General features: G+C 69.7%; 16 protein-coding genes and 1 tRNA gene. 10 read left to right on the top strand and 7 right to left on the bottom strand.

The genetic code is table 11. The features are described from left to right. Nucleotides 1–139 precede the first annotated feature (139 nt). Together ACGFIV_RS04525 and ACGFIV_RS04520 are read left to right on the top strand one after the other, a co-directional pair. Nucleotides 140–2,521 carry a helicase-associated domain-containing protein gene (locus ACGFIV_RS04525; RefSeq protein WP_392831887.1) on the top strand — a complete coding sequence of 794 codons (2,382 nt, stop codon included), beginning with the start codon at nt 140–142 and terminating at the stop codon, nt 2,519–2,521. Nucleotides 2,522–2,687: 166 nt separating this feature from the next. After that, a complete protein-coding gene (locus tag ACGFIV_RS04520; RefSeq protein WP_392831884.1) occupies nt 2,688–2,912 on the top strand; it encodes a hypothetical protein in 225 nt (74 codons plus the stop codon). Nucleotides 2,913–2,996: 84 nt separating this feature from the next. On the opposite strand, the gene ACGFIV_RS04515 is transcribed toward ACGFIV_RS04520, so the two are convergent. Then, nucleotides 2,997–5,612 (bottom strand): penicillin acylase family protein, encoded by a 2,616-nt coding sequence (locus tag ACGFIV_RS04515; protein WP_358553264.1) that lies wholly within the window; start codon nt 5,610–5,612, stop codon nt 2,997–2,999. A 120-nt stretch (nt 5,613–5,732) separates the two neighbouring features. Between ACGFIV_RS04515 and ACGFIV_RS04510 the strand changes: the two genes are divergently transcribed. Continuing rightward, the gene (locus ACGFIV_RS04510; protein ID WP_358553262.1) at nt 5,733–6,710 is read left to right on the top strand and encodes an endonuclease/exonuclease/phosphatase family protein; all 978 of its coding nucleotides are present in this window, start codon (nt 5,733–5,735) and stop codon (nt 6,708–6,710) included. Between the two features lie 95 nt (nt 6,711–6,805). On the opposite strand, the gene ACGFIV_RS04505 is transcribed toward ACGFIV_RS04510, so the two are convergent. After that, nucleotides 6,806–7,624 carry an SAM-dependent methyltransferase gene (locus ACGFIV_RS04505; RefSeq protein ID WP_358553260.1) on the bottom strand — a complete coding sequence of 273 codons (819 nt, stop codon included), beginning with the start codon at nt 7,622–7,624 and terminating at the stop codon, nt 6,806–6,808. A 217-nt stretch (nt 7,625–7,841) separates the two neighbouring features. Next, on the bottom strand, nt 7,842–8,393 hold the full coding sequence (locus ACGFIV_RS04500) for a DUF1349 domain-containing protein (RefSeq protein WP_358553258.1): 552 nt from the start codon (nt 8,391–8,393) through the stop codon (nt 7,842–7,844). A gap of 110 nt (nt 8,394–8,503) precedes the next feature. Here ACGFIV_RS04500 and ACGFIV_RS04495 point away from each other — a divergent pair, with 110 nt between their 5' ends. Next, complete coding sequence (locus ACGFIV_RS04495) at nt 8,504–8,824, top strand: co-chaperone GroES (protein ID WP_358553256.1); 321 nt, start codon at nt 8,504–8,506, stop codon at nt 8,822–8,824. Between the two features lie 157 nt (nt 8,825–8,981). Further along, a complete protein-coding gene (locus tag ACGFIV_RS04490; protein WP_358553254.1) occupies nt 8,982–10,532 on the top strand; it encodes a protein kinase in 1,551 nt (516 codons plus the stop codon). A gap of 21 nt (nt 10,533–10,553) precedes the next feature. Here the strand turns inward: ACGFIV_RS04490 and ACGFIV_RS04485 are convergent, their stop codons facing one another. The 3 genes from ACGFIV_RS04485 to ACGFIV_RS04475 form a co-directional block, all read right to left on the bottom strand. Further along, on the bottom strand, nt 10,554–11,393 hold the full coding sequence (locus ACGFIV_RS04485) for an esterase/lipase family protein (protein ID WP_392831878.1): 840 nt from the start codon (nt 11,391–11,393) through the stop codon (nt 10,554–10,556). A 182-nt stretch (nt 11,394–11,575) separates the two neighbouring features. Further along, the gene (locus ACGFIV_RS04480; protein WP_392831876.1) at nt 11,576–12,784 is read right to left on the bottom strand and encodes a PucR family transcriptional regulator; all 1,209 of its coding nucleotides are present in this window, start codon (nt 12,782–12,784) and stop codon (nt 11,576–11,578) included. Nucleotides 12,785–12,979: 195 nt separating this feature from the next. Then, nucleotides 12,980–13,402, bottom strand: coding sequence for a TIGR02611 family protein (locus ACGFIV_RS04475; protein ID WP_358553249.1), 423 nt, complete (start codon nt 13,400–13,402; stop codon nt 12,980–12,982). Nucleotides 13,403–13,775: 373 nt separating this feature from the next. Between ACGFIV_RS04475 and ACGFIV_RS04470 the strand changes: the two genes are divergently transcribed. Next, nucleotides 13,776–14,867 (top strand): hypothetical protein, encoded by a 1,092-nt coding sequence (locus tag ACGFIV_RS04470; RefSeq protein ID WP_358553247.1) that lies wholly within the window; start codon nt 13,776–13,778, stop codon nt 14,865–14,867. 80 nt (nt 14,868–14,947) lie between these two features. Here the strand turns inward: ACGFIV_RS04470 and ACGFIV_RS04465 are convergent, their stop codons facing one another. Further along, the gene (locus ACGFIV_RS04465) at nt 14,948–18,154 is read right to left on the bottom strand and encodes a cellulose binding domain-containing protein (RefSeq protein ID WP_392831872.1); all 3,207 of its coding nucleotides are present in this window, start codon (nt 18,152–18,154) and stop codon (nt 14,948–14,950) included. Nucleotides 18,155–18,491: 337 nt separating this feature from the next. Between ACGFIV_RS04465 and ACGFIV_RS04460 the strand changes: the two genes are divergently transcribed. The 4 genes from ACGFIV_RS04460 (at nt 18,492) to ACGFIV_RS04445 (ending at nt 22,026) form a co-directional block, all read left to right on the top strand. Continuing rightward, nucleotides 18,492–20,168, top strand: coding sequence for a sodium:solute symporter family protein (locus ACGFIV_RS04460; protein ID WP_392831870.1), 1,677 nt, complete (start codon nt 18,492–18,494; stop codon nt 20,166–20,168). A gap of 39 nt (nt 20,169–20,207) precedes the next feature. Then, nucleotides 20,208–20,486: a hypothetical protein gene (locus tag ACGFIV_RS04455; RefSeq protein WP_358553241.1), complete on the top strand. Its 279-nt coding sequence runs from the start codon at nt 20,208–20,210 to the stop codon at nt 20,484–20,486. Nucleotides 20,487–20,618: 132 nt separating this feature from the next. Beyond that, nucleotides 20,619–21,710: a cellulose binding domain-containing protein gene (locus tag ACGFIV_RS04450; protein ID WP_392831867.1), complete on the top strand. Its 1,092-nt coding sequence runs from the start codon at nt 20,619–20,621 to the stop codon at nt 21,708–21,710. A 242-nt stretch (nt 21,711–21,952) separates the two neighbouring features. Continuing rightward, a tRNA-Ile gene (locus ACGFIV_RS04445) sits at nt 21,953–22,026 on the top strand. The last annotated feature ends 449 nt before the right edge of the window (nt 22,027–22,475 follow it).

Below are 22,475 nucleotides of genomic sequence, written 5' to 3'. Positions count from 1 at the left end.
TCGTACAGATCCGCGGAGAAGATGTTGATCTCGGGGTTCATTGATTCCGGTTCTATTCTGCTACGTCGATCCCGTCGGACGGGTGCTCTGCATTACGGTGTCTTCTTGGTGACTCCCGCGAGACCTTCGAGAGACTGTGATGGATGATCACCTGCTCGACTGGTTGACGACCCTTGACGAAGAGCGGCTCTCCCGCGTCCTGGCCAATCGCCCGGACGCGATCGCCGCGCCCTGGCCGCGCCGCCTCGACACGCTCGCACGGCGCCTGAGCGACGACTTCGCCGTCATGGAGGTCATGCGCGGCCTCCCCCTGCCCCCGCTGGAGATCCTCCAGGCCTCCCTGGTGATCGGCGACCGCGCCGGCGGCGACGAGCTCGCCCGCTTCCTCGGGGTGACCGCGGCGGAGGTCCTGCCCTGGCTCGACAGCCTGTTCGACCACGCCCTCGCCTGGCCGGGGCCGGACGGCCGCCTGCACCTCGCCGAGGCCGTCGCCCGGTGGTGGACCGCCCCGTGCGGGCTCGGCGACCCCCTTGTCACCTACCTCGACTCCTGGACCGTGAACGCCGAGGGACTGCGCCGCATGAGCCGCACTCTCGGGCTGCCGGCCCAGGGCGGCAGGCGCCAGCTCATGACGCGCGTCGCGGCGGCTCTCGGCGACGCCGACCGGCTGGCCGCGCTGCTGACCGGCGCACCCGACGGCACGGTCAGCCTGCTCGACGAGTTCGCGTGGGACGGGCCGGTGCGCGGCGTCGAGGGCAACCGCTTCGTCTCCCCCGGCTCCCCCGAGAAGTGGGCGGCCGACCGGGGGCTGCTCTACCGCACCCAGTGGGACATCGCCGAGATGCCCCGCGAGGTCGCGCTCGCGCTGCGCGGCCCCGACTACCATCCTCCCTTCACCCCCGAGCCGCCCGAGCTCGGCGCGGTCCCCGCCGATCCCGAGGCCGTCGACCACGCGCTGTGCCTGGCCGCGCCGCACGCCGTCGACCGGGCGGCCGCCCTGCTGGAGAACACCGACAAGTTCCCGCTCCCCCTGCTCAAGGGAGGCGGCGTCGGGGTGCGCGAGGTGCGCCGGATCGTCAAGGAGAGCGGCTGCACCGAGGAGGAGACCCGGCTGCTGCTGGAGGTCTGCGCCGTGGCCCGGCTGCTGGCCTGGGACGAGGCGGCGGGCGGCCTCATCCCGACCAAGCGGTTCGACGCCTGGCGGCTGGAGGACGCCCCCGCGCGGCTGCGGGTGCTGCTCGCCGCGTGGTGGCGCATGGAGCGCTCGTCGCTGCGCCGCACCGCCGGCAGGTATCCCACGGTGCTCAGCGACGACCCGGCAGGGGAGACCGTGGCCCGCATCCGCTGGGCCGTGCTCGCCACGCTCGCCACGCTCCCCCCGGACACGGCGTTCGCGAGCCTGCCCGAGCTCGTCCAGGCCGTGCACTGGCGGGCCCCGCTGCTCGACGGGGTGCTCCTGGCCGAGTGCTGCCCCGCCATCCTGGAGGAGGCGCGGCTGCTCGGGCTCGTCACCTGCGACGCGCTGACCAGTCTCGGCCGGGCGCTGGCGACCCTCGGCTCGGCCGTGGCCGGCGACGAGCAGGACGAGACGGTGCCCGAGATCGAGCGTGACCCCGGCCTGGTCGAGGCCTCGGTGCACGCGCTCGCGAGCGCGCAGCGCACCGCGCTCTTCGGGGCCGACCTGACGGCCGTCGTGACCGGGCCCCCCGCCGCCGAGCTGTCGGGCCTGCTCGACCGGGCCGCCGATCGCGAGTCCCAGGGCGCGGCGTCGGTGTGGCGGTTCACCGCCGCCAGTGTGCGCCGTGCGCTGGACGCGGGGTACTCCGCCGAGTCGCTGCTGGAGGAGCTCCGTACGGCCGGCACCCTCCCGCAACCGCTGACCTACCTCGTCAAGGACGTGGCGCGGCGGTACGGCGAGGTCACGGTGACCACGGTCGGCTGCATCATCCAGGGCTCCGACCCGGGTCTGCTGGCCGAGATCGCCGGGCACCGCCGCCTCGCCAGGCTCGGGCTGCGGCTGCTGGCGCCCACCGTTCTCGCCGGCACCGCTCCGGCCGACCGTACGCTCGCCGCGTTGCGCGACGCCGGGTACGCGCCGGTGCCGGTGGACGACACCGGGGAGATCGCGATCAGGCGCGAGCCGCAGGGCGGGCGGCTGATCCTGCTGCCCGGCGGGCGGGTGGCCGAGCTGGAGGAGCCGCAGGGCCCCATCGCCGAGCCCCCTCCCGACCCCCGCGAGCACGCCCGGCGCCTGATGGAGACCCGGGAGCAGGAGCGTCACACCGGGCAGACCTGGGCGGTGATCGGCCGCATGGCGACCCGCCTGCCCACGGCCCAGCAGTCGCTGCTCGGGTTCGTCGTCGACCGGGGAGTACGCGCGCTCATCACCCTCTCGGACGGCCTCACCGCGACGATCAGCCACGGCGAGCTGCGGCGCGGCGTGCTGGACGCCTGGTGCGAGGAGGCGGGCGACTACCTGGAGTTCCCGCTGGCCGAGATCTCCTCGGTGACGAGCGGCTGACCGGGAGCGACGGCAGGCACGTAAGCCATGGAAGGTCTCAGACGCGGGAAGGGCTCCCTGACCTGCGTGGTCGCCGAGAACGGCATGAGTGCCGCGCTGCTGGGCACAGGGAGACGGACAACCGGCGCGTCCGCCGTCCCCGACGGCCCGAGGGTGGGGCACAGACATGGACTTACTCGGCATTCACGGCCCGATGGGCCGGATGGGGCCCTCTTCGTTCCATCGGGCGCTCATCGGGTGGGAGGACCTGCTCGCGAGGATGACCTCGGGGGTCCACCTCCGGCACCGGTGGACCCCCGTGGAGACCATCGGGTACGTGGTCACCCAGCGGTGCCGCACCTGCGACAGGACCCGCGTGCGGGTGTCCGCCTACGCGGACCGGAACGCCTGAGAACCGCAGGCCAGGACGCCTGAGGACGGCGGGCTGGAACGTCTTCGGACCGCCGGCCGGAACAGGCCGGAACGGCTTTCGGAGCTACGGGCTGAGCGTGAGCGTGTTCACGGCGTCCTTCCGCACTGCCGGCTCGGTCTGGCGCATCGGGGTCGCGTCGCCGTCGGCCCAGATCGGCGCCTGGTCGTCGTAGTTCGCGTGGAAGGCGTGCCCGGACGCGCCCGTCAGGTTGGCCCAGCGCGATCGGTCCAGGTCGGCGAGGTCCACGACCATCCGCATCGACGGCACCCAGTTGACCTCGTATCCCTCGGTGGCGTCCCAGCCGGTCGCGTCGACCGCGTCCTTGCCCCCGGCGAGCTTCAGCGGGCCCCGGTTGAACAGCCACTCGACCGGGCCGATGCCCGAGGTCCCGAAGGTCTCGTTGGTCAGCTCAAGCGTGTGCAGGTCGCCCCAGTGCCAGTCCGCGGGCAGGTCACCCAGCGCCGTCCTGAGCTCCTCGGTGGCGTCGGTCATCGCCGCACGCAGCATGTCGTCGCGGGTCTCGGCCCTGTCCTTGGTGCGCGCGTCGTCCCACCAGGGGTCGGCGGGCTTGTCGAGCAGTGAGCGCACCACCTCGTACCAGCGGTCGCCGCCGCCCGCGTGGCCGCCTTCGGGCAGCTCGTCGTCGAAGGTGCGCTGGAGCAGGTGGCGCCAGACGGCGTTGAAGTAGGCCGCCCCTGCGGAGTCACGGCTCTGGGTGAAGTCCCACGCCGCGAGCAGGTCCTTGATCTCGCCGTCGCCGTCGAGGGGGATGCCCGCCCGCAGCAGGTACGGCACGAGGACGGGCGCCAGGGTGTTGGACGAGTCCATCTGGATGTCCCGCATCGTCGCGACCGAGATCTTCCCCTTGGCGGTGGCCTGCTCGATCCGGTCCACGATGCGCTGGGAGCGGTAGCCGTAGGACCAGTCGGAGGTCAGGAACCGGCTGTAGGTGGGGCCGGCGGCCGCGTTGTTGGCGGTGGCGATGAACCCCTCCTGCGGGTTGTACGCCATGGGCAGCTCTTCGAAGGGGATGAACCCGGTCCACTCCTCGTCACCGGTCCATCCCTTCGCGGGCCACCGGCCGTCGCCCTTGGACCTGACGGGGATCCGCCCGGGAGCCTGGTAACCGATATTGCCGTCTACATCCGCATAAATCATGTTCTGGGCGGGTGCCTCGAAGTACGACGCGGCCTTCCTGAACTGGTCGAAGTCCGACGCCGTGTCGAGCAGCAGCAGGGCGTCGGCCGTACGTCCGGGGTCCAGGGCCGTCCAGCGGAGGGCGACCTCCACGTCGTACCCGGCGGCCGGGAGCTTGCCGGTCTCCCCCGCCTTCGCCCCCGTCGCCTTCTCCCCCGCGTTGGCGGCGGCGCCGGGCAGGGCGTCCCCCGCGCCACCGAGCACGCCGGAGATGACGGGCCCGTGCTTGGTCGACCGTACGGTCAGCCTCTCGGAGGGGCGGCCGGCGACCTTGATCTCCTCGGTGCGGGTCTCCATGGGCAGCCACTCGCCCCTGGCCTCGTAGGTCTCCCCCTTGGTGCGCTCCAGGTAAAGATCGGTGACGTCGGGGCCGAGGTTGGTGAAGCCCCAGGCGACCCGGTCGTTGTGCCCGATCACGACCCCGGGGAGGCCGGAGAAGGTGTAGCCGACGACGTCGTAGGGGCACGCGGCGGACTTCACGCGGCAGTGCAGCCCGGCCTGGTACCAGATGGACGGGATGCGCGGCCCGAGGTGCGGGTCGTTGGCCAGCAGCGGCTTGCCCGTGTCGGTGTGCGCGCCGCTCACGACCCAGGAGTTCGAGCCGATCCCCGCGTGGTCCGCCCCGCCGGTGCCGAGCGGCGAGGGTACGGCTCGCAGCGTCCGCGACACCTCGGCGAGCGCCCGCGACTCCACCGTGCCCGGCGTCGTCCCCTCGGGGGCCTTCGCCATGGCCGTGGGATCGAACCCGCCGTCCCGTACGGCTCCCGTCGTGACGATCGGCTGGTGCCGGTCGAACGGGTAGGCAGGGAACAGCTCGTTCACCCGGTCCACGGGCACCGCGGAGGCGTCGACGGCGCGCTCCAGCTCGTCGTCCATGTTGGAGCGCAGGTCCCAGGCCATCCCCTTGAGCCAGGCCAGCGAGTCGGCGGGGGTCCACGGCTCGGGTGTGTAGGAGCCGTTGGTCAGCTTGAGCACGGCGTATTCGAGGCTCTTGTCGGCGAAGCCCTGGTGCTGCCCCATCCAGGCGTTGACGCCCGCCGCGTAGTCGTCAAGGGCTTGGCGCGTGCCGGGAGCGAGCAGGCTCACCTCCCGCTCCGCCGTACGCCGCCAGCCGAGCGTGCGCACCACCTTGTCCACGTCGAGCGTGGACGCGCCGAACAGCTCCGACAGGCGCCCGGCTGTGGTCTTGCGGCGGAAGTCCATCTCCCAGAACCGGTCCTGGGCGTGGACGTACCCCTGTGCCCTGAAGAGGTCCTCCGGGTTGTCCGCGTAGATCTGCGGGATGCCGTACCGGTCGCGCAGGACGGTCACCTTCGCGCTCAGGCCGGGGAGCCGGAGCTCGCCGTCGAGCTGCGGGAACGACCTTCGTACCGTCCAGACACCCACCCCGGCGAGGACGATCGCCGCCACCAGGACGGCCGCGAGGATGCGCGCCCCCCATCGGAGCGGACGCGGGAACCGAGCAAAGGGGGCGATCCTCAAGATTCACGGCCTTTCACGCCATGTGCGCATCACAGTATCGGGGGCCGCTTATGTGCGATTGATTACCAAGGGGCCGCTGTTCGGCAAACCTCAAGCCCTGGACGCTGCGACAATCGCGGCATGATCGACGAAACCATCCCGAAACGGCGATGGCTGTGGGTGACCGTGCTGGTGTGGCTGCTCGTGGCGCCCTTCGCGGCGTGGACGGTGCTGCGCCTCGCCGGATGGGACGTCGGGCTGTACTGGATCCAGCTCATCGCCTTCACCCCGCTGGTCGCCGCCGCCTCGCCGGTCGCCCTCCTGGTCGCCCTGGTCCTGCGCCGGTGGCCGGCGGCGGTGGCGGGCGCGCTCGTGACGGCCGTGCTCGGGGCCTGCGTGCTGCCGAGGGCGCTCGCGGAGGGCAACCCGCCGGCGGACGGGCCGGAGCTGCGGGTGATGTCCACCAACATGGCGGTCGGCGCGGCGTCCGCCGGGGAGATCGTCGGCCTGGCACGGCGGCTGAAGCCGGACGTACTGCTGGTACAGGAGCTCACACCCGCCGCCGTGGAGGTTCTGAAGAAGGCCGGCCTCGACGAGCTGCTGCCGAACCGGACGGGCTCTCCGGCCAACGGACCCTGGGGATCGGGCATCTACGCGCGGTTCCCGCTCCGCGCGGCGTCCGTGATCACCTACGGGAACTTCCGGCAGGCCGATGCCATCGTGCGGGTGCCCGGCGGTCCCGAGGTGTACGTGGCGTCGGTGCATCCGTGCGCGCCACGCTTCGACTACAAGGTCTGGTGCTGGGCCAAGGGCCTGCAGGCGCTCCCCGCCGCCGAACCGCGCGGGGTCGTACGCGTCCTGGCCGGCGACTTCAACGCCACGCTCGACCACGGGGCGCTGCGGCGGCTGCTCGGCACGGGCTACCGGGACGCCGCCGACGTCACCGGGCAGGGCCTGTCACCGACCTGGCCCGCGAAGGGGTGGAAGCCGATCCCGGGGGTCACGCTCGACCATGTGCTGACCGACCCGCGCGTCGCGATCCGCGCGTACAGCACGCACCTGGTGCCCCAGACCGACCACCGCACGGTCTTCGCCCGGCTGGTGCTTCCGCGAGCCTGAGCGTTCCCGTCAGCCCAGGCCCGGCCGAGCGTCCAGGCCGGGCATGGCGTGCAGGCCAGGTGTGCGTGCGGGTCGCGTTCGCGGGCGGGAAACGGTCAGGGGCCGGTTTTGCGGCCCACCCCGCCGACCAGCCATGCCTTCTCCGGGCGGTGGACGTTGAGGGGGTTGTCGGGGCGCCACTGCCGTATGTAGACCAGCCCGGGATCGACCAGCTCCATGCCGTCGAAGAAGCCCAGGACCTGGTCGCGCGTGCGGCCGTCGCCCTCCGTGCGGCCGAAGACCCGGTGGTAGATGTCCACGATCGGCGCCGCCGCCTCGGGACGGGAGTCGAAGACCGCGTGGATGACGACCAGATGGCTGCCCACCGGCATCAGGTCGCGCAGCTCGGCCACGCGCTTGAAGGGGCCGTCCTCGTCGGGGATGAACTGCAGGGCGCTGATGACCACGACGGCGAAGGGCCGCTCGACGTCGATCACCCGCCGCAGGCCGGGATCGGCGAGCAGCTCGGCGGGGTGGAGGATGTCGCCCTCGACGACGCCGGTGCGGTCGTCGGTGGCGAGCAGCGCACGGGAGTGCGAGAGCACGACCGGATCGGTCGACACGTACACCACACGGGCGTCGGGTGTCAGCGACTGGGCGACCTGGTGGGTGTTCCGCTGGCCGGGGATCCCCGCTCCGACGTTGACGAACTGCGTGACGCCCTGCTCCACGAGGTAGTGGATCACCCGGTCCTGGAAGGCCTGGCTCTCCCTCGCCATCGTGCGGATCTCGGGGGCCACGGCCAGGATCTGCTCGGCGGCCTCGCGGTCGGCGGCGAAGTTGTCCTTCCCGTCGAGGAAGTAATTGGCGATTCGGGCGTAATTGGGAGCGCTGATGTCCAGGCTCCCCGGCGCCCGCCTGGTCTCGTCAGTCACGCTTCAGCCCCTCAGCGACGCACGGGATCACGAGCAATGTAACGGTCGAGGTGCGGCGAAACACCATCAAGACCCCCACAAACACCCGAATCCATCCCAGGCACCCAACATGTACATATTACGGTCCTACGCCCTCATGACTCCCGCTTTGATAGATAACAATCCTACCGAAAAACGGGCAGTAGCGGACATAGCACTTAATACCGGCATTAGACCATCAGGAGACCTTCACCGAGGTGAAGCGGGTCTCGAAGCCCTCGCCCACGGGAGCCGCGCACATGATGCCCGCCAAGGCCGGGACCGACGGCGGGAAGTAGGCGAGACGGAGCATGGTGAGCGGATCGGCGCCGTCGAGCCCGTACCTCACGATCACGGTGTCGCCCTCGCGCGCCAGTTCCAGGCTCACCGACTCGACCGGACCGGAGACCGGCAGGATGGACCAGTCGGAGAAGTCCCTGGTCACCACGGTACTGATGTTGATCTTCCCGTCGACGTACTCGACGCCCGCCTTGATCCAGTTCTTCTCGTCGACGCGGAGCACCGCGCCCGCCTGGTCGTACTGCTCGGCGTAGGACGCCTGGAAGGTCGTGGTCACGCGCAGGTCTCCGGAGACGACCTTGCCGAACATGTGGGCGGTGTCGTAGGTGTACCCGTAGTGGGTGATCCGCCAGGCGTCGGTGCGCGCGTCGGCGGTGACCCGGAGATCCTCACCCGCCGACCACTTGGCGGGCTCGTTGACCCACTGCCATCCGCTGAAGTCCTCGGTCATCGTGCCTCCTTGCGGTCACCCTACAGATCATGTCAATGGGAGCGCTCCCAGCGCATGGGGCACGACGAAGTCGCGTCACCCTCCACCCCGAGGCCGAATAAGCTGCGAAGGTGGCTGACCCGAAGTTCGAGATCCAGATGCTCCATGACCGTGTCATGGTGAAGGTCGAGCCGGAGTCCGAGGAGCGCCGCAGTTCGGCGGGCATCGTCATCCCGGCCACCGTCACGATGGCGAACCGGCTGGTGTGGGGTGAGGTGTGCGGCGTCGGCGCGAACGCCCGGCTGGTCAAGGTGGGTGACAAGGTGCTGTTCAACTCCGAGGACCAATACGAGGTCGAGGTACACGGCCAGGTCTACCTCGTCATGCGCGAGCGCGATCTGCACGCCCTGGCCACCCCGCAGTCCGAGCAGGGCACCGGCCTGTACCTCTGACCCGCTGTTCGCGTCGCCTGTGACCGGCTTCCTCCGTCGCGTCACCTCTGGCCGGCTTCCCTCCGCCTTCGCCTCCTGTGACCGGTTCACCCGCCACCCGGACCGTGATCGCCGGGTACCGTGATCACTTCCGAGGGGGAAGGACCGGGAGGGACCGATGCCGGACATCACGCCGTTGCTTCATGGAGACCCGCACGAGGCGGGCGGGTACCGGCTGGAGGGACGCCTCGGCGCCGGCGGGCAGGGGGTGGTGTACCTCGGGCGCGGGGCGGGGGGCGAGCCGGTCGCGGTCAAGCTGCTCCGCGCGGGCCTGACGGCCGGCGAAGAGGACCGCCACCGCTTCGCCCGCGAGATCGCGGCCGCGCGCCGGGTCGCGCCGTTCTGCGTGGCCCAGGTGCTCGACGCCGATCCGGACGCCGCCCAGCCCTACGTCGTCACCGAGTACGTCCCCGGCCCCTCGCTGGCGCGGGCCGGTATCCGTTCCGGCCCGGACCTGCACCGCCTGGCGATCGCGACCGCCACCGCGCTCGCCGCGGTGCACGAGGCCGGGATCGTCCACCGCGACTTCAAGCCGGCGAACGTCCTGCTGGGCCCGGACGGGCCACGGGTGATCGACTTCGGCATCGCGCGGGCGCTGGAGGGCTCGGCGACGCTCAGCAGCCACATCGTCGGCACCCCCGCGTACATGGCCCCCGAGCAGCTCGCGGGGGCGTCGATCGGCCCGGCCGCCGACGTCTTCGCCTGGGGCGGTGTGATCGTGTACGCGGCGAGCGCGCGCCCGCCGTTCGGCGAGGACACGCTGCCCGCGGTGATGAACCGCATCCTCACCGCCCCGCCCGACCTCGGACCGCTCACAGAGCCTCTGCGGTCGATCGTCGCCGACGCCCTCGGCAAGGACCCGGCCACCAGGCCGACGATGATCGACATTCACCTGCGCCTGCTCGGCCGGGCCGTCCCCGCCGCCGAACCGTCCCCGGCCGTCCTTCCGCCGGCCGTCCCTCCACCCGCCCTACCTCCCTCGGGCTTCCCTCCGCACGCGACACAGCCCACGGCCCCCCCTCCGCACGCGACACAGCCCGCGGCGCCTCGCCGGCGCCGGCGAGTGGCGGTCGCCGGCATGACTCTGGCGGTGCTGGCGGCCGGCGCCACCGCGGTGGTGCTCCTGCCGGCCATCCGCGGGAAAGCTCCGGGCATCACCGCCACGACCTCCGACCTCACCTCGGCGTCCACGACCCCGCCGTCGATCCCGTCCATGTCCGCGACGATCGCCGGATCCACCGTCGTGACTCCCGGTCCCACCCCATCCACCACAGTGCCGGCGAGTCCCACTGCGACAGCCGCCACTCCCAGTGCCTCACCCAAGGCCGCCACGTTCCCGGCGAGGTTCGCGGGGGTGTGGCGCGGCAAGATCAGGTGGGATCCGGGAGCCGGCGACTTCCTCGTCCTGACGGTCAGGCGCGGCGGCAGGACGATCACGGAGACATACCCTGGCGCCTGCACGGGAACATCGAAGCTCGTGCGGATCAACGGGGACATCGCGACACTCAAGCGGGTGAGCATGCGCGGCTCCTGCGTACGCAACGGCACGATCACCCTGTCCCTCACCGCGAACGGCAGACTGGAGGTCGCCTACTCGGGCCTCGGGGAGAGCGAGTACACCCGGGGTGAGCCCTTCACCATGTACGGCGAGCTGAAGCGGGACTCCTGAGCCGGGTAGCCCCCTTTCGGGTCAGCCGAGCGGGTTCAGGCAGTTGATCCGCCCGTGTGAGGACGAGGTGTCCAGCTCGTCGAGCACCATCCTCTGGACGACGGGGTCGACGATCACGCCTAAGTGGGCGCTGAAGTCGAGCGGGCAGGAATCCTGGAGCAGGAGGTTGCGCACCCCGGGCCCGCGGAGGTACGCCGAGGTGTACGGGGTGACCACCTCGTCGAACATGGTCGTGATGACCGAGTAGTCCACGCCCGGTACCGTGTCGCCGCCCGCGTTCAGGTTCGCCAGGAACCCGGAGCCGGCGATCTGCTGGCCGCAGGCCGGGCAGGCGTCGGTGACCGGCCCGGTGAGGCCCAGCAGGTCGCCGAGCACGACCAGGCCGCTCAGGCTGGTGCCGTGGTTGGAGGGCACGATGCCGACCAGCTTCCGCACCTTGGCCGCGCCGCCGAGGAACTTGAGGTAGTACCGGGGCATCATGCCGCCCTGGGAGTGTCCGACGATGTCCACCTCGGGCACCTGGGTCGCCGCGAGCACCCGGTCGACGAAGGCCGACAACTGCCCGGCCGACCGGGCGATGTCCCCGGTGCCCTGGATGAGGGCGTTGTCCGCGCCTCCGTAGTTGAGCGCGAAGACGCAGTAGCCGTTCCTCTTGAGCACCGGCGCGATCTTCAGCCAGTTGACCGCCATGTTCTCGAAGGTCCCGTGGACCAGGACCACGGGACGCGGATGGGCGGCCGACGGCCTGCACGTCCAGTCGTTCGCGCCCGACGGGGAGGTCTCGGCGCGCGCGGTTCCCGTGAACGCCGAGGAGAGCAGTACGGCCCCGACCAATGCCGAGACGACGACTCGAAAACGCATGACTTTCCTGCCTTCCAGCCAATAACCGGCTGTTTCGACTGAATGACAGAAAAGTTAAATCAGGCGTGAGTGAATAACATTGTCCCGGGCAATGAAAGGTGCCCACCTTGGTATCACGTGAATGACAAAACAGCAGGTCAGACACGCTGAAGAGAACTCACCTCAATGCCCGTGCAGCGTTCTCAGCGCTGGACGGCACGCGCGGAAAGAGCCCGGGCGCGTAGTGCTATTTCCAGCTCGAAACGGTCGTTGGGCGCCTTGAGCTGGTCGCTGAACAGTTCCGTCGCCTGCCTGAGCCGGTAACGCACCGTCTGCGGGTGGATGTGCAGCCGCGACGCCACCTCGTTGGCGTTGTAGCCGCTCTGCAGCCACGCCAGCAGCGTCTCGGCGATGCGGTCGCGCTGCGCTGGACGAAGCTCGCGAAGCGGTGCCAGCCTCACGCGCCTCATCACCCTGATCAGCGCTTCGTCTCTGAAGATGATGAGCGTGGACAGGTGGTCGGCGCAGCGGATGACCTGGTCGCACGCCAGCACCCCGCGGCGGGCCAGCGCGAGCGCCTCGCGCGCCAGGCGCAGCGACTGCGCCGCCTCGTTCACGGGCACCGGCGGGCCGAGGACGACGTACCAGTCCTTCAGCGCGACGTCGAGGATCCTCATGCGGCCGGGGCCTTCGGGGTCGGGCACGACGAGGCACGGGTCGGACCGGTCGAGGTCGGACAGGACGTCCGGCGGGAGGGCGGGCCTGGCTCCCGCCCCCAGCGAGCGGGCGGCCATCGCGACCCCGGCGAGGGTCCTCGGCACCGCCCACCGCACCGCCCTGGCGAGGTCCTCCACGGCCCGGGGGTCGGCGGGCGGGTCGGAGACCAGCAGGTCGAGCAGGCGACGACGGCGCAGTTCCAGCTCCCCCGCGACCTTGACCTGCGCCTCGGCGTACCCCTCGGCCGCGGCGGCGGCGATCTCGTCCAGGTACACGAGGATCGCCTCGCCCACCGCGCACAGGCGCTGCCGCGAGAGGTTCAGCGTCTCGGACTCCAGGGCGAGCCGTCGCCAGGCCACCCGGGCGCAGATGCGCAGCGCCGCCTGGAGCGAGTCGAGCGGACGGCCCTCGTTGGCCTCGCCCTTGCCGATCGCGCGGAAGACCTCCAGCAACCGGCCCTTGCCGGACCCGTTGTCGGCCGCCCGGTCGAGGAACTGCTTGAGCGCCTCCTCCACCGCCCGCCGCACGGCCCTGACGTACTTCTCGTCGCCCGGCCTCGCGTACTCGGGCACGCTCGCCTGTATGTCGCCGATCATCTCTTCAGTGAGATCGGCGAGATGGGCGCGGATGACGTCGGCGAACTCGCGGGGGACGGGGGACCCGGGGGACGCGGCCTGTGCCGCGACGGCGCTCACACGCGTCCCTGGATGGCGCTCACCTGATGCACCTCTTGTCCGGTGAGGATCTCTGATGCCGGACGTTACTCCGATCAAGCGATGATATTTATGCTTTCCATCACATTTCTCGGTGAGTTGTCGCGCACCCAGGTGACAAATTGGCTACCCGGCTTCCCGAGGGAATCCCGGCTCGCGAGCACGCCGGCGGATCCGTCACGTCACGAACTGGCGGGCCTCTTCGACGAGGTCGATGCCGAGGCTGATTTTGATCATGAACCAGACGATCACTGCGGCGGCGGCCAGGGTGACGGCGCCGACCAGGACGCGCACCGGCCACCCCTGGCGTTTGAGCCAGTCGGTCCAGTCGGACAGGGTCTTCTTGGCGAACTCCAGCAGCCGGTGGGCCCACGCGAACTCGGTCGCGAGCACGGCCAGTCCGGCGAACACGATCAGCCATCCGGGGCCGGGCAGCGGCACCAGGATGAGGCCGCCGATCACCAGCGCGGCCCCCACCACGCCGATGACGATCTTCAAGGTCAGGCGGCCCGTGCGCGTCGCCCGCACGCCTTCCAGCCAGCCCTTGAACCCCTCGGACCTCGGCCTTCCGGCAGCGTCGCCGCGCCTGTCCTCGGTCACGGCCACCATTACACCCCCCGGTCGGACCCCCATGTCGTTGTCCACAATAGGTGGGCCCGTCCGTGCTTGCCTCCTACCGCAGGCAGAACTCGCCGTACGACTCCAGGTGGAGGCCGTACGGGCGCGCCCACTCCCCTACCTGCGGGTTTTCGGGTGGTCATCCACTCCGCGCCGGTCCCGACCGATGACTCGGGGAGTTCGGGAGAGTAGGCACGGCCGGAAAGGTTGGGTCTTCTCAAAGGCCGGATGCCGGGTTATCAAAAGCCGTAGAGGCGGTGTGATTCCAGACACTCCATCCTGAACCACTTTCGCCGGGACACCGGCGTCGCGGTTACGTGTGCCAGTCCAGCCCCGAATCCGGATGGAGGATGACATGAGTCGGCTACGTAGGGTGATCCTGCGGATGCTCTGCATCACGGCCATGCTCGCAGCGGGTCTCACCTCGGTGACCACCAGCGCGCAGGCCGCCGTCCCCAATCGCTGGGGATTCGCGTACGTCAACACCACGTCCGGCGTTCCCGACCCGAACCACCAGGCGGGTAGCTGGGCTCCCGGGCCCAGCGTCACCGTCAGCCCCGGAGGGGCCGGCCAGACGTTCGTGAGGTTCCCGAACATCGGCATCCCGACAGGCGGGATCGTCCATGTCACGGCGGTTTCCCCGAACGCCTACTGGTGCCAGGTCCAGAAGTGGTTCCAGTCCGGGCCGGACGAGATCGTGGCGGTGCAGTGCTACAAGTACGGCGGAGGCCCGGTCTCCACGCCGTACTCCGTCGTCTTCTCGGAGAGCACCGGGCCGGTGCCCCTTCCCCAGGCGTTCGCCTACGTCCACTGGAACGGCTCTGCAATCGGCTCGTCGTTCAACTCGGCCCTGGCCCCTAACACCGTCACGCCGACCAGCGTGGGCGTGTGGACCGTGGACCTGACGGGCATCGGCTCCTCCGGTCAGGCGGGCAACATCCAGGTGACGGCCGTCGACTCCGGCGTGCCGGCCCGCTGCAAGATCGGCGCGTGGTCGCCGTACGCCGGCGGGCAGAAGATCCAGGTGAGGTGCCACAACGCGACGAACGTCCCGCTCAACACCGGGTTCAACCTGACCTACCAGCGCGAGCGGGCGATCACCGGGGCGGCGATCCCGCCGAAGAACTTCGCCTACACCTACGACAACACGCCCGCCAACCCCGGGCCGTACGTGCCGGTGCCCGCGGCGATCAACTACAACGCGCAGGGCTCCTTCAACGACATCCAGAGCGCCGGGGTCGGCTACCGCCTCGTGACCTTCCACAAGGTCGGCGTGCTCCAGGATGACGTGCAGGTCACGGCATTCGGGCCCGGACCCGAGTACTGCAACCTGCTCACCCTGTGGACCACGTCGAGCCTCGAGGCGTTCGTGCGCGACATCGTCTGCTACAACGCCGTCACTCCGGTGAACTACCCGTCGATGTCCACCTACGTCTCCGCTTTCTGACCCACGTCCTTCGTCCGCCTCGCCGGACGGTGAGGGGCCCGGCGCCTGGATGGCGCCGGGCCCCTCAGCTCATCGCCGTACTAGCTCGCCGTGCAGGTGACCGTCGCGGGGACGGTGTTCGTCGTCGTCCAGCTCGCGCTGAAGCCGAAGGACGTCGAGGCGCCGGCGCCCAGGGCGCCGTTGTAGCTCGCGTTCTTCACGGTGACGTCCGCCCCGGTCTGGGTCAAAGTGCCGCCCCAGATCTGGGTGATGGTCTGTCCGTTGGCGAAGGTCCACTTCACCGTCCAGCCGGTGATCGCCGCGGTGCCGGTGTTCTTGACCGCGACGTCGCCCTGGAAGCCGCCCGGCCAGGAGTTGGTGACCGTGTAGGTGGCCGTGCAGCCGCCGCCGGTCCCGCCGCCGCTGGTGGTGGTGAAGGTGACCGAGGTGGAGGCGGCCGAGCTGTTGCCCGCCGCGTCCCGCGCCACCACGTAGTAGGTGTACGACGTGCTCGCCGTCAACCCGGTGAGCACGTACGACGTGGAGGTCGCCGTCCCCACCTTCACGTCCGGGGCGCCCGCCCGGTACACGTCGTACCCCGTCACCCCGACATTGTCGGTGGACGCCGTCCACGACAGCGTCGCCCCCGTCGAGGTGATCGCCGACGCGGCGGGGGTGCCCGGCTTCGTCGGCGCCGTGGTGTCCGTGCCGCCGCCGCTGGTGGTGGTGAAGGTGACCGAGGTGGAGGCGGCCGAGCTGTTGCCCGCCGCGTCCCGCGCCACCACGTAGTAGGTGTACGACGTGCTCGCCGTCAACCCGGTGAGCACGTACGACGTGGAGGTCGCCGTCCCCACCTTCACGTCCGGGCTGCCCACCCGGTACACGTCGTACCCCGTCACCCCGACATTGTCGGTGGACGCCGTCCACGACAGCGTCGCCCCCGTCGAGGTGATCGCCGACGCGGCGGGGGTGCCCGGCTTCGTCGGCGCCGTGGTGTCGGGAGTGCCGCCGCCGGTGCGGTCGCCGTAGATGATGCCCCGGCCGTTGGTGCCGATGTAGACGCGGCCGTAGATCCGCGGATCGCCGGTCAGCGCCTCGCCGATGTTGCCGTACTGGTGCTGGTCGTCGTTGATCCGGATCCAGGTGGCCCCGGTGTCGTCGGACCGGAACACCCCGCGCACCCCGTCGATCTTGGCGACCGTGTAGAGCGCCTGGTACGTCTTGCCCGGTGCGGCCTTGCCGAAGCCGATGTTGTCGGCCTCGGCGACGTTCGCCAGCTTGGTGAAGGAGGCGCCGGAGTTGGTGGAATGCCACAGCCCGTAGGTGCCGGTGGCGGAGCCGCCGGCCAGCCAGATGTCGCCCTCGGCGCCGGGCAGGGCCTTGAAGTGGACGCTGCCGGTGGTCGGGAGCCCGGTGGCCGCGGTCTTGGTGAAGGTCGCGCCGCCGTCGGTGCTGACGTAGAAGCCACCGGCCGAGAACGCGTAGAACTTGTTCTTGTTGACCCGGTCGGACTCGATGACGGCGTTCGCCGGCACACCCGACGACTGGCTCCAGCTGTTGCCGAACCCGACCGAGTAGACGACCTTGACACCGGAGTCGCCCGGCGCCCAGACGAACCTGCTGCCGTCGGCGTTCGCGGCGACGGTGCCGCCTCGGTTGACGCCGCCGGGCTCGGTGCCCTGGAACCAGTTGGTGCCGCCGTCGGTCGAGAACGCCACGTGACTGTCGTTGGGCCGGTCGGAGTCGGTGAAGTCCCCGGACCTCACCATCACGCTCGGGTTGGTCTCGGCGTAGTCGAGGCTGGTCGTGCTGGTGAACACCGGCTGGGTGAACATCATGGCCGGGACCTGGGTGAGGTCGTTGTGACGGAACCCGCCGATGTCACCGAGGCCGCTGACCAGCGGCGCGCCGGACGGCGGGCTGATCAGGTCGAGGACGGCGGTCTCCTCCAGGCCGGCCACCATGGGCTTGATCGTGAACTGCCCGCCCGCGGTGTCCCACTTGGTGAGGTCCGTGGTGCCGTAGATCGTGGCGCCGGTGCCGTACATCATGCGGTCGGAGTTGAACGGGTCGATCTCCATCGACTCGGTCATCCAGCCCAGCTTGGGCGTGACCTCGGGCGGGGAGGGGTTGGTCCCGAAGGTCAGCCACGGGGCCGCGGTGACGTCCATCTTGTAGCGGAACGAGCGGTTCGGGTAGCTGGTGAAGTCCCACACCCGCGTCCAGGTGGCTCCCGAGTCGGTGCTGCGGAAGAAGATGACGTCCGGCCACCACGAGACCTGCGTCGTGACCATCAGCGTCCCGGGGTGCTGGCGGTCGACCGTCAGGCCGCTGTAGCCGAAGTAGTCGTCGGCGCTGCTGGAGGGGATCGGGCTGATCTGCGTCCAGGCGCCGGTCGCGGTGGCGTACCGCCACACGTCGCCCTTGCCCCCGTCGTATGGGCCGCCGGTGTCGCTGGTGGCGATGTAGAGATAGCCGTTGGTGGTGTCGAGGACGCCCTTGTGCGCGATGTACCCGGTCGGCTGCCCGGCGACCCGCTCCCAGGTGGTGCCGCCGTTGGTGGTGCGGTAGACCGTGTTGGCCTTGTCCGCCACCCCGACGTAGATGGTCTGCGTCGCGTTCCCCGAGGTGCCGGTGCGCTTGTCGAACGTCACCCAGACGACGCCCTGGTTGTCACCGTTGTAGACGTCTCCCGGGCTGGCGACGTAGTTGCCGGCGTTGGGGAAGTTCGTGACCTTCGCCCAGGTGACCCCGGAGTCGGTGCTCCGCCACAGGCCGTTCCCGCTGGGCGCCCCGAAGTACAGGACGCTGTTCTTGTTCGGGTCGATCGCCAGCCGCTCGCCCATGCCCCGGCCCGGCATGTTGCCGCCGAGCTTGAATGGCAGGGCCGTGGTCTGCCAGGTGGCCCCCTTGTCGCCGGAGCGCAGGATCGCGCCGTTGTTCGGGTCCCAGGAGTTGGTGTACATCCCGGCCGCCGCGTAGACCTTGTTCGGGTCCACCGAGTCGGTGGCGATGCTCACCACACCGTTCAGGCCCCAGTTGCCGTACCCGACCCAGTCGAGCAGCGGGGTCCAGGTCTGGGTGCCCTGGTTCCACCGGTAGGCGCCGCCGATGTCGGTGCGGGCGTAGATGAGGTCCTTCTGGGTCTGGTTGAAGATGATCCCCGGGACGAACCCGCCACCGGCGATCTGGACGTTCTTGTACGTGTACGGCTCGGAGGCGGCGGCCGCCACCGGCGGCGCCTTGACGCCCGCGAGGAAGGACGCGGCCAGCGCCATCGCGAGCATGCTGAGGAGCTTTTTGCGCATGAACGGTTCCCTTCGAATCCCTTCGAAATGCGGACAACCGCCATGCACGATCAGGTGGGACCCTGACCGTCGACCTCCAGCGTGCATGGTTCCCATGAGGCCCCTGACAAGCCTCGGCCGCAGATTCACACAGTCGGGCCCGGCGCGTCAATAGTTTGGGGATTAAACTTTCTCGTGCCTGACCGCGGGGCCGCGGGCACGCTGGGCGTACCCTTCGCGGGGCTTCGGGACGGGCGTCCAGTGGGGTGAACCGCCACGCCTTGTGACCGGGATGGGCGCCGCACAACTCGCGCGAACGAGCAGGTGAAAGCCCGAAATTTCAGGGTAACGGGGGGTCGTGCCTCATCACCTCGCCCTCGCGGCGCCGGACCTGAAGCTCGACGTCAACCTCCTTGACTACGTCGTCCTGGCGCTCTACTTCGTCACCGTGCTGGGCATCGGCCTGGCCGCCCGCCGCGCCATCCGCAGCAGCCTGGACTTCTTCCTGTCCGGACGATCACTGCCCGCCTGGATCACCGGCCTTGCGTTCCTGTCGGCCAACCTCGGCGCCACCGAGATCCTCGGCATGGCCGCGAACGGCGCGCAGTACGGCATCGCGACCGTGCACTACTACTGGATCGGCGCCGTCCCCGCGATGGTCTTCCTCGGCATCGTGATGATGCCCTTCTACTACCGGTCCAAGGTCCACAGCGTGCCCGACTTCCTGCGGCGGCGCTTCAACGGCCAGACCCAGCTCCTCAACGCGATCACCTTCGCCCTGGCGCAGGTCCTCATCGCCGGCATCAACCTGTACGCGCTCGCGCTCGTCATGGGCGCGCTGCTCGGATGGCCCCTCATGTTGTCGATCATCGTGTCGGCCGCCATCGTGCTCGCGTACGTCGTACTCGGCGGCCTGTCCTCCGCGATCTACAACGAGGTGATGCAGTTCTTCGTCATCCTCGCCGGGCTGATCCCCATCACCGTGCTCGGGCTGATCAAGGTGGGCGGCTTCTCCGGGCTGGTGGACAAGGTCGGGCGGTCGGCGCTCGGCGACCCCGGCCTGCACGCCTGGGCGGGCACCGGCTCGGCCGGGACCAACCCCCTCGGCGCGCACTGGATCGGCATCGTTCTCGGCCTCGGCTTCGTGCTGTCGTTCGGCTACTGGACGACCAACTTCGCCGAGGTGCAGCGAGGGCTGTCCGCGCGCAACACGACAGCGGCGCGGCTCACCCCGATCGTCGCGGCGTACCCCAAGCTGATGATCCCCGCCGTCACCGTCATCCCCGGCCTGGTCGCGCTGGTGCTCTTCAGCGACCTCGGCAAGCCGGGCGGCCCCCAGTACAACGAGGCCATCCCGCTGCTGATGGGCGACCTGCTGCCCAACGGCGTGCTGGGCATCGCCGTCACCGGCCTGCTGGCGTCGTTCATGGCCGGGATGGCGGCCAACATCAGCGGCTTCAACACGGTCTTCACCTACGACATCTGGCGCTCGCACGTGAAGAAGGACAGGCCCGACGACTACTACCTGAAGCTCGGGCGCCTCGCCACCGTCGGCGGGGTCGTGCTCGGCATCGGCACCGCGCTGATCGCCTCGGGGTTCAGCAACATCATGAACTATTTGCAGACATTGTTCTCCTTCTTCAACGCCCCGCTGTTCGCGACGTTCATCATCGGCCTGTTCTGGCGCCGGATGACCGCGTGGGCCGGTTTCTGGGGACTGCTGACGGGCACGCTCGCGGCGTTCGCCTCGTACATCCTGTTCAAGGCCGGAGTGATCGACTTCGGCACCGAGCTCAACGCCACCTTCTGGGGCGCGGGCACCGCGTTCGTCGTGGACGCGATCGTGTCCATCGTGGTCACCCTGGTCACCACGCCCAAGCCCGAGAGCGAGCTGCGGGGCCTGGTCTACGGGCTCAGCGACGCATCGGTCTCCGACGACGCGCTGAAGGGCGACAAGGCCTGGTTCCGCTCGCCCGTCGTGCTCGGCGCGGGCGCCGTCGTCCTGGCCGCCGCGCTCTACATCCCCTTCATCTGATGATCACGACCCTGTGAACCTCCCCGATCGGAGACCCCTGTGAGCGACGAGACCGGCCGCAAGCGCGTCGCCCGGCTGTTCGACATCCGCCGGATCATCGGCGCCCTGTTCCTGCTGTACGGCGTGATCCTCTCGGTCGTCGGCCTCCTGGACGGCAAGGCGGCCGTGGACAAGGCCGAAGGCGTCCGCATCAACCTCTGGACCGGCATCGCCATGATCGTCGTCGGCGCCGTCTTCCTCCTGTGGGAGCGGCTGCGCCCCCTCGACGCCCCCGATGCCTCGCACGCGGAGGAGGACACGGAACACGAGCCCGCATGACCCGTGCCCGAAATGTAACTTTCAGCTGTGGCCGAGGCTGAGGCCCAGGTCAGCAGGGCTTCGGCGAACGGCTTCCTTCTCGGAACGGGCCCGCCTCCTTACGATCGCGAGGCGGACTACCGGAGGTGAAGGATGGCGACCACGAGGCGTACGCTCCTGGCGATGGTGACGGCCCTGATCGGAGTCCTGGCGTACCTGGTCATCACGCCCGTCCTGCCCGCAAGGGCCGCGACCGTGAAGATCATGCCGCTGGGCGACTCGATCACCGGCTCTCCCGGATGCTGGCGGGCCCTGCTGTGGAACAAGCTGGCCCAGGGCGGCTACACCGGCCTCGACTTCGTCGGCACCCTGCCGCCCCAGGGGTGCTCGGTCTCCTACGACGGCGACAACGAAGGACACGGCGGCGCGCTCGTCACCAACGTGGCCGACCAGAACCAGCTTCCCGGCTGGCTCTCCGCCACCAAGCCCGACATCGTGCTGATGCACTTCGGGACCAACGACGTGTGGAGCAGCCGCCCGACGGACACGATCCTCGCGGCGTACGGCAAGCTGGTCGACCAGATGCGGGCGAGCAACCCCAACATGAAGATCGCGGTCGCCCAGATCATCCCGATGAACCCCAGCACCTGCGCCGAATGCGGCCAGCGGGCCGTCGCGCTCAACGCCGCGATCCCCGGCTGGGCCTCGTCCAAGACCACCGCCCAGTCACCGATCGTGGTCGTGGACCAGTGGACCGGGTTCAGCACCGCGACCGACACCTACGACGGGGTACACCCGAACAGCACGGGCGACCAGAAGATGGCCGACAAGTGGTACCCGGCCCTGACCCGCCTGCTCGGCACGACCCCGCCGACCCAGACGCCGACCCCGACGCCCACCGTCACCCCGACCGTCACCCCGACCCCCACGCCGCCGCCGGGCACCGGGTGCTCGGCCACGTACAAGATCACCAACTCCTGGCAGGGCGGCTTCGGAGCGGAGGTGGCGGTCAAGAACACGGGCACGGCGGGGATCACCGGCTGGACGGTCAAGTGGACCTTCGCCAACGGGCAGACGATCAGCCAGCTCTGGAACGGCTCCCTGACCCAGAGCGGCAGCGCCGTGACGGTCAAGAACCTCAGCTACAACGGCAACCTGGGAGCCGGCGCCACCACGACCTTCGGCTTCAACGGCACCTGGACCACCACCAACACCGCCCCCACCCTCACCTGCACGGCCCCCTAGCCCCACCGTCCGGCCGTCACCTGTACGGCCTGAAGTCCCGCTGATCAGCGGTCACCGGCACGGCTTCTCCCGGCCCGATCGGTTCAGGGTGGGCGGCTCATTCCAGGGCGTCAGCCGCCCACCCTGGACCCGATCAACAGCCCGTCCATGACAGGCCGCCCCAAACTTGTGCAGGGACGAGCTAAAGTGAACAACTCCCCAGGCTTACATGGACGCCAACTTATGAGAGACTCCAGGCTTGCGGGGCGGTAGCTCAGCCGGTCAGAGCAGCGGACTCATAATCCGTCGGTCGTGGGTTCAAGTCCCACCCGCCCTACTCCGCCACACCCCATCCGACCTGGGTTTTCTCGGTTCTCCTCGGCCTTGCGCCGAGAAGTTGATCTCGAGTGGTTGCTCGCTGCCTGCTCTTGTGTACGGTTCGTGTGCACGGTAGATCGTTTAGACCGGCGTTGTCAGCTCAGACCTACAAGACGACCATCAGAAGATCAAGCCAGAACGCCTCTCCATGCTCTTCGATCAGCGGCGACCGGCCTTCAGCAAAGGGTTGCCCACGCTCGTCAGCCACGCAGAGAACCCCAGATGGACGGCGACCCGGTCCTCCACCCTCCAAGCCCGCTCCGCCGACGAGTAAGTCTCCGTGATCGGCATATCGATAGTCCGCCCGCGCTCACAGCCCGCTCGGGCGCCATCCCTTATCGGCTCGCAATACGGACCATTTGGACGCAACCTTTGGGCAGCCTAAGCCCGAGGGCCACACCTCATCGA

This window comes from Sphaerisporangium sp. NPDC049003 (assembly GCF_043197795.1).
In the GTDB taxonomy this organism is placed as follows: Bacteria; Actinomycetota; Actinomycetes; order Streptosporangiales; family Streptosporangiaceae; genus Sphaerisporangium.
This window is presented reverse-complemented; position numbering and strand designations above follow the sequence as displayed.